Source organism: Kitasatospora sp. NPDC058243, from assembly GCF_042882025.1.
GTDB lineage: Bacteria > Actinomycetota > Actinomycetes > Streptomycetales > Streptomycetaceae > Kitasatospora.
Window position 1 is genome coordinate 43686 of record NZ_JBHVWW010000066.1, and the last position, 11417, is coordinate 55102.

Annotated in this window: 8 protein-coding genes; 2 read left to right on the top strand and 6 right to left on the bottom strand. The window is 75.0% G+C overall.

Annotated features, from left to right (window positions below; translation table 11 throughout):
* Nucleotides 1-58 precede the first annotated feature (58 nt).
* Nucleotides 59-934, bottom strand: a complete 876-nt coding sequence (locus ACFVX9_RS31870; RefSeq protein ID WP_380486307.1) for an A/G-specific adenine glycosylase — start codon at nt 932-934, stop codon at nt 59-61.
* A gap of 266 nt (nt 935-1200) precedes the next feature.
* Here ACFVX9_RS31870 and ACFVX9_RS31875 point away from each other — a divergent pair, with 266 nt between their 5' ends.
* Nucleotides 1201-2082 carry a hypothetical protein gene (locus tag ACFVX9_RS31875; RefSeq protein ID WP_387984838.1) on the top strand — a complete coding sequence of 294 codons (882 nt, stop codon included), beginning with the start codon at nt 1201-1203 and terminating at the stop codon, nt 2080-2082.
* A gap of 196 nt (nt 2083-2278) precedes the next feature.
* Here ACFVX9_RS31875 and disA read toward each other — a convergent pair whose 3' ends face one another.
* Complete coding sequence (gene disA / locus ACFVX9_RS31880) at nt 2279-3337, bottom strand: DNA integrity scanning diadenylate cyclase DisA (RefSeq protein WP_063351299.1); 1059 nt, start codon at nt 3335-3337, stop codon at nt 2279-2281.
* Nucleotides 3338-3538: 201 nt separating this feature from the next.
* Nucleotides 3539-5050: a DNA repair protein RadA gene (gene radA, locus ACFVX9_RS31885; protein ID WP_380486293.1), complete on the bottom strand. Its 1512-nt coding sequence runs from the start codon at nt 5048-5050 to the stop codon at nt 3539-3541.
* A 172-nt stretch (nt 5051-5222) separates the two neighbouring features.
* Between radA and ACFVX9_RS31890 the strand changes: the two genes are divergently transcribed.
* Complete coding sequence (locus ACFVX9_RS31890; protein WP_387984842.1) at nt 5223-7109, top strand: hypothetical protein; 1887 nt, start codon at nt 5223-5225, stop codon at nt 7107-7109.
* A gap of 45 nt (nt 7110-7154) precedes the next feature.
* Here ACFVX9_RS31890 and ACFVX9_RS31895 read toward each other — a convergent pair whose 3' ends face one another.
* The 3 genes from ACFVX9_RS31895 to ACFVX9_RS31905 form a co-directional block, all read right to left on the bottom strand.
* Nucleotides 7155-8489, bottom strand: coding sequence for a DUF1254 domain-containing protein (locus ACFVX9_RS31895; protein WP_387984845.1), 1335 nt, complete (start codon nt 8487-8489; stop codon nt 7155-7157).
* A gap of 68 nt (nt 8490-8557) precedes the next feature.
* Nucleotides 8558-9907: a DUF1254 domain-containing protein gene (locus ACFVX9_RS31900; RefSeq protein ID WP_380375876.1), complete on the bottom strand. Its 1350-nt coding sequence runs from the start codon at nt 9905-9907 to the stop codon at nt 8558-8560.
* 307 nt (nt 9908-10214) lie between these two features.
* A complete protein-coding gene (locus ACFVX9_RS31905) occupies nt 10215-11264 on the bottom strand; it encodes a family 2 encapsulin nanocompartment cargo protein polyprenyl transferase (protein ID WP_063348813.1) in 1050 nt (349 codons plus the stop codon).
* Between the last annotated feature and the right edge of the window lie 153 nt (nt 11265-11417).

Sequence of the window (11417 nt, forward strand, 5' to 3'; positions counted from 1 at the left end):
GACACGACGGCGCCCCCGGAGGAATCCTCCGGGGGCGCCGTCCCGCGTTCGTGGCCGACTACTGGGGAAGCCGGTAGACGCCCTGCTCGACGGGCTCCACCAGGCCGTCCGCGACCAGTCCGTCCAGCGCCCGGGCCCGCTGCACCGCGTCCGGCCAGACCGCGTCCAGCCGGGCCTGCGGCACCGAGCCGTGCGACTCCCGCAGCACCGCGAGCAGCTTGCCGCGCACCTGCCGGTCCGTCCCCTCGTAGGTCTGGCCGCGCCGGGCCGGGCCCTCGTACGGCGGGCGGCCGGCCCGCTGCCAGGCACAGTGGGCGAACAGCGGGCAGCCCCCGCACTCCGGGCCGCGCGCGGTGCAGACCAGCGCGCCCAGCTCCATCACGCCGACCGCCCAGGTGGCCGCGGTCTCGGCGTCGTCGGGCAGCAGCGCCGTCGCCGTGCGGCGCTCGGCGGCCGTGGTGGCCTGGGCCGGGTACTCGACGCCGGACACCGCACGGGCGAACACCCGGCGGACGTTGGTGTCCAGCACCACGTGCCGCTGACGGAAGGCGAAGGAGGCGACCGCGGCGGCCGTGTACTCCCCGACCCCGGGCAGTGAGAGCAGGGTGGCGTGGTCGTCCGGCACCTCGCCGCCGTGCTCCTCGGTGATCGCCACCGCGGCCCCGTGCAGCCGCAGCGCGCGGCGCGGGTAGCCGAGCCGGCCCCACATCCGGACCGCCTCGCCGGGCGCATCGGCCGCGAGGTCCGCCGGGGTGGGCCAGCGGGTCAGCCACGCCTCCCAGGCGGGCAGCACCCGCTTCACCGGAGTCTGCTGGAGCATGAACTCGCTCACCATGATCGCCCAGGGCGTCGCCTCGGGCGTCCGCCAGGGGAGGTCGCGCTTGTCGGCCTCGTACCAGTCGAGGACGGTCGCGTGCAGCAGCGGCAGCGGCATCGGCGGCCGGACGGCGTCCGGCGCGGCGCCTGCCGGGGGGACGGGGGCGGGGGTGACGGTGATGGCAGCCATGGCCCTTCGATCCTCCCATGTCGACGGGCGCGACCGAAGCGGAGAAAAGCGCTCCGGATACCCCCGTGGATCTCCCGGAAACTTACCGCTTCCGAGCTCCCTCGAACGGCGCAAATGGCGGATCATGTGAAGGAAGGGGCGACTGTGCGGTGTTGGTGCGTCAAGCGGCACACACAGTCTCGTAGAGTTTGGGCGTGCCCTCTCTGCGTCAACCCGTGGGACCGCTGCCGGCCTCGATCTACTGGCGTCGGCGCGTCGTCGTGCTCGTCGCCGTCGCGGCGGTCGCCGCCCTGATCGCCTGGCTGATGATCGATCAGGACGGGGGCGGTGACGGCGGCTCATCGAGCAAGGCCGCACAGGCCGTTCCGTCCCAGAGCCAGACCCCCGCCCAGTCCATCACGCCCGGCGCGTCCCCGAGCGGCCCTGCGGCGCGCCCCGGCGGCGGCAGCGGCGGCAACGCGAGCGGCGGCCCGGTGGCCGGCTCCGGCGGCGGCGAGGTCAGCCTCAGCACCGGCGGTACCGGCGGCGGTGCCAACCCGGCTCCTGCCACCGGCGGGAGCACGGGTGGCGGTGCGGCGGCGGGCGGCGGTGCAGCCGGCGGTTCCGGCGGCACGGGCGGCACGGGCGGGGGCGCCCCGGTGGTGAACACGCCCGAGGTTATGGCGCTTCCGGTCTGCGCCTCCTCGCAGGTCACCCTGGAGCTGGCCAGCGCGCAGAACTCGTACCAGCCCAAGGACAAGCCGCGGCTCTCGCTCACCGTGAAGAACGCCTCCGGCGCCAACTGCCGGGTGGACCTGGGCCGGGCGGCCTCCGCGATCACCGTGACCGCCAGCAACGGCGACCGGGTCTGGTCCTCCGGCGACTGCCCGTCCGACCGCGGCAGCAGCTGGGTGCAGATCCCGGCCAACAACGGCCTGACCGAGACGTTCACCTGGGACCGCAGCCGCAGCAAGCCGCAGTGCGCCACCGCCGACCCGGCGCCCCCCGCGGCGGGCACCTACCTGGTGGTCGCCGACCTCACCGGGCTCTCCGGCGGCCAGGTCTCGGCGCGCTCCTCGATCCGCCTGGACAGCTGAACCCCCCTCAACTCGACTCGAAGCCCCCGGCCGCGGCCGGGGGCTTCGGCGCCTCACGGGCCGGTCGGGGGGTGCCGGTCGGGGTGGCTCGGCGAGGGGGGACTCGACGGGGGGCCTCGGCGGGGTGCGCGACGGCCCCCGGGGCGTTCCCCGGGGGCCGTGCGCGGCGGTGCGTCAGGTCGGACGTGGCGCCTGGTCAGACGTAGCGCTCCAGGATGGACGATTCGGCCAGCCGGGACAGGCCCTCGCGGACCGAGCGGGCCCGGGTCTCACCGACGCCCTCGACCGTCTGCAGGTCGTCGATGCTGGCGGCGAGCAGCTTCTGCAAGCCGCCGAAGTGCTCGACCAGGCGCTCTATCACCGTGTTGGGCAGGCGCGGGATCTTCGCCAGCAGCCGGTAGCCGCGCGGTGAGACCGCGGAGTCCAGCGACTCCGGGGAGCCCGAGTAGCCGAGCGCCTTGGCGACCGTCTGAAGGTCCAGCAGCTCGGCGTGGGTGAGCGCCTCCAGGTCGGCCAGCACCTCGTTGACCGTCCGGCCCTTCTTGGCGGCCCGCTCCGGGAAGTAGTCCCGGGCGACCAGTTCGCGCTCCGGCTCCACGCCCGCGATCAGCTCGTCCAGCTGGAGCGAGAGCAGCCGGCCGTCGATACCGAGTTCCAGCACGTAGCCGGCGATCTCGGTGGCGATCAGGCGGACCATCTCCAGCCGCTGGGCGACGGCGGTGACGTCCCGGACCGTCACCAGGTCCTCGATCTCCAGCGCCGACAGCGTGCCGGCCACCTCGTCCAGGCGCAGCTTGTAGCGCTCCAGGGTGGCCAGCGCCTGGTTGGCGCGGGACAGGACGGTGGTGGAGTCCTCCAGCACCCGGCGGGTGCCGTTGACGTACATCGCGATCAGCCGCATCGAGTGCGAGACCGCCACCACCGGGAAGCCGGTCTGCCGGTTGACCCGCTCCGCGGTGCGGTGGCGGGTGCCGGTCTCGTCGGTGGGGATCGTGGAATCCGGCATCAGGTGCACGCCGGCCCGGACGATCTTGGTGATGTCCTTGTCCAGCACCACCGCGCCGTCCAGCTTGCACAGCTCGCGCAGCCGGGTCGCGGTGAACTCGACGTCCAGGACGAAGCCGCCGGTGCAGATCGACTCGACCGTCTTGTCGAAACCGAGCACGATCAGGCCGCCGGTGTTGGCCCGGAGCACCCGCTCCAGGCCGTCGCGCAGCCCCGTGCCGGGTGCGATGGCACTGAGGGAGGCCCGCAGCAGGGCCTCCTCACGGGAGGCCTTGTCCGCCCCCCGGTCGCTGGCTGCCACGTGACTCCTCCGGTCGACCCCGTGCCGCGCGCCTCGCGCCGTGCGCCGGTCCGCGGTCTGTTGCTCTGTCGCTCAGTACCGCTCGGTACTGCCTTCTGGCCAATGAGACTGGGGAAAGTCTAACTGCGTGCGGCATCGACAGGGCTTGGGTCAGCGCAGTTCGTCGGAGTCGACCGGCTCCCAGCCCTCCATCAGCTCCTCCGGGTGCGCGACGACCCGGGCCGTGCGCGGGGCCGGCGGCGCCGACGGCGCCTCAGCACGCGCCTCGGCGCGCGGCTTGGCGGCGGCCCGGCGGCGGCCCGGGATGGCCCGCAGCGCCTCGCCGATGTCGGCCACCTCGACCACCTTCATGCCCGGCGGCACCTTGCCCGGATCCGGCGGGACGAGGGCGTGCGTGAAGCCCAGCCGGTGCGCCTCGGCGAGCCGCCGCTGCACCCCCGTCACCCGCCGTACCTCGCCCGCCAGGCCGACCTCGCCGATCGCCACCAGGTTGCTGGGCAACGGGGTGTCCGAGGAGGAGCTCGCCACCGCGAGCGCGATCGCGAGGTCGGCGGACGGCTCGCTCAGCTTCACCCCGCCCACCGTCGCGGTGTAGATGTCCTGCTTGCCGAGCTTCACCCCGCCGTGCCGCTCCACCACGGCCAGGATCATCGCGATCCGGGGCGACTCCAGGCCCGAGGTGGTGCGCCGCGGGGACGGGATCTGCGAATCCACCATCAGCGCCTGCACCTCCGCCACCAGCGGGCGCTTGCCCTCCAGGGTGACGGTGAGGCAGGTGCCCGGGACGGGCTTGTCACGCCTGGTCAGGAAGAGGCCGGACGGATCGGCCAGGCCGACGATGCCCTCGTCGTGCAGCTCGAAGCAGCCCACCTCGTCGGTGGCGCCGTAGCGGTTCTTGATCCCGCGGATGAGCCGCAGCCGGGCGTGCCGGTCCCCCTCGAAACTGAGCACCACGTCCACCAGATGCTCCAGCAGGCGCGGGCCGGCGATCTGGCCGTCCTTGGTGACGTGGCCGACCAGCAGCGTCGCCATGCCGCGCTCCTTGGACACCCGGATCAGCGCGCCCGCCACCTCGCGGACCTGGGCCGGACCGCCGGGGGCGCCGTCCAGCTCGGCGGAGGCGATGGTCTGCACCGAGTCCAGGATCAGCAGACCGGGGTTGACCGCGTCGATGTGCCCGAGCACCGCGCCGAGGTCGGACTCGGCGGCGAGGTAGAGGTGCTCGGAGAGCGCGTTGATCCGGTCGGCGCGCAGCCGGACCTGACCGGCCGACTCCTCGCCGGTGACGTAGAGCGTGCGGTGCCGGTCGGTGGCGGCCTTGGCCGCGACGTCCAGCAGCAGGGTGGACTTGCCGACGCCGGGCTCGCCGGCCAGCAGGACGACCGCGCCGGGGACCAGCCCGCCCCCGAGCACCCTGTCCAGCTCCGGCACGCCCGTCGAGCGGGCCGTCGCGACCTGGCCGTCCACCTGGCCGATCGGACGGGCCGGCGAGCTGACCGGGCCCGCGGCGGTCGTCCGGATCGGCACCGCGCCGTACTCCTCGACCGTGCCCCAGGCGTTGCACTCCGGGCAGCGGCCGACCCACTTGGGCAGCTGGTTGCCGCACTCGGTGCAGCGGTACGCCGGGCGCGGCTTGGCGGTGGTCTTGGTACGGGCAGCCATGCGACCCACCGTAGCGCCTGGGTCCGACAACGCCCTGCTCCGCCGGAACCGGGCCCGAACTCCGCCGGAACCGGGCCCAAACCCACACAGATGGGCGATGTTGTTACCCGAAAGAAGTACATACACGGCGAATGGCCGAGGTACGCCGCCCGCCGTCTCTACCGTCGGACGGGTGACAACGCGTACTGAAGGGCCGCCGGCCGCCGTGCTGGCAGCGTACGACCGGCAGGTGGACGGCCTGTTCACCTACTGTCTCTCGGTGCTGTGCGAGCACGACGCGGCCACCGGCGCCCTGCGCGAGGCCCGCGAGCTGGCACGGCGGCACGGCGCCCGGCTGACCGAGCCCGGGCTGGTCCGGGCCTGGCTGTTCTCACTGGCCCGGTACTGCTGCCTGCGGCGGCTCGCGGACGGCGCCGGGCGGGACGCCACGGCGGAGCCGACCGAGGCCGAGGCGGCCCGGCGGCGGCGCGAACTGGCCTCGCTCGCCTGGCCGGAGGCGGCCGGCACCGACCCGGAGCAGCGCGAGGCGCTGGAGCTGTCCGTCCGGCACCGGCTGACCCCGCACGAGGTGGCGGCGGTGCTGGGCCTGCCGTTCGAGCGGACCCGCGCGCTGCTCGCCTCCGCCGAGGCGGAGGTGGCCCGGACCAGGGCGGCGCTGCTGGTGCTCGGGGTGGGCAGCTGCCCGGAGCTGGACCGGCTCGGCGGGGCCGGGGCGGAGTCCTGGCGGGACTGGGTGCTCGGCCCGGCGCTGCGCCGGGAGCTGGTGCAGCACGTGGTGGACTGCCCGACCTGCCGGGGGACGGCGGAGCGGGTGGCCGGCGAGGTGCCGGAGGGCGCGGCGGAGCTGTCCGGGCTGCCGTTGCTGGCGGCGCCCGCCCCGGCCCCGGCGCCAGCCCCGACGCCCTCGGGCGAGGGAGGCGAGGGAGCGGCGTACCTGCCGTCGGCGGCCGGTGCGGTGCGGCGGGCGGGGGCGGTGCCGGCGGCCGAGTCGGGGCTGCGGTTCGACCAGGGCGGCTTCCCCCGGCACCGGGCGCCGGACGCGGGCCGGGCACTGGCGGTGCGTCGGCGGGTGGTGACCACCGGGGTGCTCGCGGCCGTCCTGGCGGCGCCGGTGGTCGCCCTGTGGGCTGGGCACCGGAGCAGCGGGGAGGGGACGGCGGCCGCGGTGTCCACGGTGCGGGTGGAGGAGGCCGGGCGGACGGGCGGGCAGCAGCCGTCGAAGCCGTGGCCGGCGGCGGGCACGACGGCGGGCACGGGGCTGCCGGGGGTGCCGGGGATGGAGTTGGCGGGTGCGGGGGCGGGGGGTGCAGAAACGTTGCCCCTCGGCTTTCCACGGCTGACCCTCCAGGGCCCGGCGGTCCCGGTACCGGCCCACGGGGCGACCCCGATCGGCAGTCCGACCCTGGTCGCCGCCCCCGCCCCCGCCGTCGGCCAGGCACCCGCGCCCGGCGGCGGCCCGGGCGGCGCCGAACCGGCCCCGGCCGGGCTGCTCACCGTCGAGGCCGCCGAGTACGGCAGCCGGACCGTCCTCACCCTCACCGACTCCGGCACCACCGAGATCCATTGGCACGCCGTGACGGACGCCGGCTGGCTGCGGCTCAGCCGCGACTCCGGCACCCTCGCACCGGGCCAGCGGATCACCGTGACCGTCACCGTGGACGAGGACCTCGCGCCCACAGCGCACTGGACCGCCCGGATCGCACTGCCGCCCTCGCAGGCGGTGGTCACCCTGGAGGGCGGACCGCACAACCGGGGCGGCTCGGCCTCCTCCCCCGCCGCTCCGGGGACGTCGGCGTCGGCGTCGGCGCCAGCGTCGGCGTCGGCCACGACGGACCCGCAGCCGAGCAGTTCCCCGCAGCCGTCGGTGACGGCCACGGCGGCTCCGTCCCCGTCGGGGTCGCCGTCGTCCTCCGCTCCCTCGCCGTCGCCGTCCTCCTCGGCGTCGTCCTCGCCTTCGCCTTCGTCGTCGGCATCGGCATCGGCATCGGCGTCCGCGCACCCGTCCTCGCCACCGCCCTCGGGCACCCCGACGGGCACCGCGACCCCGGCTCCGCACTGAGCGTCCGGTGTCCCCCTCGACGTCCGCGCCCGGTGGCGACGGCGGTCAGCTCCGGTCGATCGGCGGCACCCGGTAACTGCCGTCCAGCACGGCCGGCTTCGGCTGGTAGAGCCGGATGATCGGCCGGAACTCGCCGACCGGGGCGGGCAGCCAGTTGGCCGCCTCCACCTCGTCCTCGGGCTGCTCGTGCTGGAGCGTCAGGGTGAGCGAGCTGTCCGCGCCGTACACCAGGCCCGGGGTGCGGTCGCCGATCGTGTAGCGCTCGATCGGGTTGTCCACCAGGTAGTAGTCCGGCAGCGCGTACATCGTGACGGACCAGAACGCCTCGGCGGGCGGCGGCTGGTCGAACCGCAGCGTGTAGCGGTGCGCACCGCTGAGCGGGCGGCCGCCGGAGTCGTCGTAGGTCATCGCGAACGAGGCCTCGTAGGCGTGGTTGCCCCAGAGACCGGCCCGGGCGGCGGCGGCCCGGCTGAGGTAGCCGGCGCGGCGGTCGGGGATGCGCCACTCGGGGTCGTCGAGGGTGCCGGGGCCCAGGTGGTCGATGTTGTAATCGAACAGGTGGAGCGCCGAGCGCCACTCGCCGGGCGGGTGGTCCTCGGGCGGACGGGTGGCGTCCTCGACCCGTTCGCGGCCGGCGGCCAGGCCCTTGGCCAGCGCGAGGGTCCAGTCCGCGGCGGCCGCACGGTACGGCGAGGTGCCCTCGTCGAGCAGGCCGAGCGGGGCGAAGCGCTGCTGGTACTCGACGTCCGGACCGGCCGGCGGGAAGGCCTGCATCCAGACCCTAAGCCGTTCGAAGAAGGCCAGCCGCTCGGGCACCTCCGGATCGGGCTCGGGCAGTCCGGCGACCAGCCCGCCGGGCTCCAGCGGCTCCAGGGTGAGGGCCTTCTGGAGGGCCTTGACCCGGCGGAGGTCGTCCGGCCCGGTGCAGGCGAAGCGGCCGACGATGGTCGCCACCGTGGTCGGCGCCTCGATCACCCGGGCCGGGTCGGACGGGGTGCCGTGCCAGCCGGGCGGGACGATCAGCCAGGTCTGCTCGCCGGTGCCGGTGGCACGGCTGCCGACGTAGGCGACGTTGTCCGTCCACGCGCCGACGACCTGCAGCACGTAGTAGGCGCCCGCGGTGTCCGGGACGCGCAGCACCTGCGGGCCCTCGGAGAGGTCGAGCTGGGCGATCGAGTAGAGGGTGTCGTTGTTGACCGAGACGAAGTGGTCCTTGGGCCCGGCCAGCCGGGTGGCGTGGCTGAAGTGGTTGAACGACGCCGCCGGCAGGGTGCCCAGGCCGCCCCGGGAGAAGCGCTCGACCATGGTGAGGTCGGCGACGAGCGGGTAGCCGTAGACGTAGGCGTCGGCGGCCAGGGCCTCCAGCTCGGGGTGGTTCATCGGGGTGTCCTTCGTCCGGTCGGCGCGGTCTCTGCGGTGCGGATCTCTGCGGTGCGGGTCAGCTCGGGTCAGCTCGGGTCGAGCGGCGGGAGGTGCCAGCGGCCGTCGAGGACGGACCGGTCCGGGCCGTGGAGCCGGACGACGACCGTGAACGGGCCGTCCGGGGCGGGCAGCCAGTTGGCGGAGTGCTGGGCGTCGGCGGGCCGCTTGTGCCGGAGGTGGAGGGTGAGCCCGCCGTCCGGGTCGCGGACCAGGCCGGGGGTGCGGTCGCCGATCGCGTAGCGGTCCAGGGTGTTGTCGACCAGCAGGCGGTCCGGGAGCGCGTACATGGTGGCGGACCAGAAGTACCGGGCCGGCGGCAGGTCGTCCGGGCCGAAGCGGACGGCGTAGTCGCGGTCGCTGGCGTTCGGCGGCCGGTTGCCCGCGCTGTCCGCTGCCCAACCGCCGTACCAGGCTTCCTCGGTGGGCAGCCCGTAGCGGCCGAGCCTGGCGCCGAGGGCCTGGCGGAGGAAGTCCCCGCCGATCCGCTCACGGGTGCCGAAGAGTGCGGCCGGCGTGGTGGGTTCGGATTCGGCGGCGGCGCGCTCCAGCCGTGCGCGGCCGTCCGCGATACCGCGCTCGATCTCGGCCCGGACCTCGATCGGCAGCGTGGCGGGCTCGAACTCGCCGCGCCCGTCGACGCCGAGGTCGGTGAGGCGGCCGCGCAGGTCGAGCTCGGCGGGCGGCAGCTCGACGGGCCCGCGGAGCGGGAAGAAGCCGAGCAGGAAGTCGAGGAAGCTGAGGAACTCGACGGTGTCCAGCACCTCCTCGCGCCAGACCGGCCAGACCGGCTCCGGCGCGGGGGCGGGCGCCGGGGTGCCGGCATACTCGTGCAGCGGGCGCAGCCGGTACTGCTGCTGGACGGTCTTCAGTTCGGCGATGTCCGCGGGGGTGTCGCCGGTGAGGTGGGTGCGCCCGAGGATGCCGACCAGGCGGGTGGCGGTGCGGAGCACGCCCCGGATGCCGGGCGGGGGCTCGCCCTGCCAGTCGGGGCCGGCCACCAGGTAGTCGCCGGCCTCCTGGCCGGTGCTCCGGGCGCCGACGAACCCGGCGTACACGGTGTCGAGTTCGTGCAGCGGGAGGACGTAGTAGCGGTCCGCGGCCGGGACGGACACCACCCACGGTTCGGCGCGCAGGTCGAGCCAGGCCCAGGAGTGCGGGGTGTCGTTGTCGGGGGAGGCGACGTCGGTGTCGGCCGGGGTGAACGGCTGCGAGCGGTGGCGGAAGACGCCGAAGCCGCCGACGTACCCCGGATCCGCGTCGTCCAGTGCCTGCGCGTACAGGGTGCGGTAGTTCTGCAGGATCGGGTACGCACGGATCCAGGCCTCGGCGGCGGTCGCGCGGATCGTGGCCGGGTCCACGAGTGCCGGGTTGGCCATGCTCGTCGCTCTCCCCAGTGCACGGAAGGCCGGCGGCGCAGGCGCGCACCGGAATTCGGGACATACGAGTACATAGGGGATGCTATGCGGGGTGGGGCGGGTCAGCATGTCGGGTGGCCCGATGCTTCCCGGGCTCCCGTCGGCCACCGGCTACCAGCTACCAGCTACCAGCTACCGGCGCTGACACGGGTACGGGTGTGGGTGCGGGCGCCGGGCCCGGAGTGGGAAGTCGGACCGGCCGACTTCCCACTCCCGACGAGTCCGGTCAGCCGAGTCCGGTCGGACCAGCCCGGTCGGACGAGCCCGGTCAGTGGCTGCGGCGGGTGACCAGTTCGGCCAGCACCAGCAGTTCGTCGGCCGCCGACGGCTCCGGGACGGCCGTGGCCAGCTGCGCCATCGCCGCCGCCATCCGCTCGCAGGACTCGCCCTGCGCCCAGCCGCGGCCGCCGGCGCCTTCGACGGACGCCGCGCACTGCGCCAACTCCTCAGGGCTGAGCTGGCGTTCGAGGGCGTACAGCCCGGCGAGCCGGGCCCCCTCGGGGGTGCCGGAGCCCAGCGCCGCGACCACCGGCAGCGACTTCTTCCGGGCGACCAGGTCCGCGCCCACCGGCTTGCCGGTCACCGCCGGATCGCCCCAGATGCCGATCAGGTCGTCGATCAGCTGGAACGCCAGGCCGATCTCCCGGCCGAAGCCGTCCATCGCCTGCGCGGCCTCCTCCGACCCGCCGCCGTACAGGGCGCCCATCGCGCAGGCGGCGCCGAGCAGGGCGCCGGTCTTGGCCTCCGCCATCGCCAGGCACTCGGCGAGCGAGACGTCGCTGCGCTGCTCGAAGGCGCAGTCGATCTGCTGGCCCTCGCACAGCTCGACCACGCAGTCGGTGAGCCGGCGGACCGAGCTCCGGGCGGCCGGGTGGGCGTCCTCGGCGAGCAGGCGCAGCGCCAGCGAGTGCATGGCGTCCCCGGCCAGGATGGCCTCGGTGGTGCCGAACACCCGCCAGGCGGTGGGCCGGTGGCGGCGCGTCTCGTCCCGGTCGATGACGTCGTCGTGGAGCAGCGTGAAGTTGTGCACCAGCTCGACGGCGGCGGCTGCGGCGGTGGCCTCGGCGGTCGTGCCGCCGAGTGCCTGGGTGGCGGCGAGGACCATGGCGGGCCGGATCGCCTTGCCGGAGGGGGCGTCGGCGGGCGAGCCGTCCGCCTCCCACCAGCCGAAGTGGTAGCCGGCGACCTTGCGCATCGCGCCCGGCAGTGAGTCGACGGCGGCCCGCAGGACCGGGTCGACCAGGTTGCGGGCCCGGGCGAGGACGTCCGCCGCCTCGTTCCCCTCTTTGTGGTCCCGCTCCAGTGTGGAGCTCGTCATGGGTTTCTCCCCCTGTCGGCCTGCGGTGAGGCGGCCTGGTGTGAGGTGCCGGTCGTGGGTCGGCCGACGGCCGGCCCGCTTTCCGGACGTGCCGCGGCGCGGGGCGAGGGGAAGGGGGGGAGGGGGGAGGACTGTAGAGAGGGGCGCGTGCAA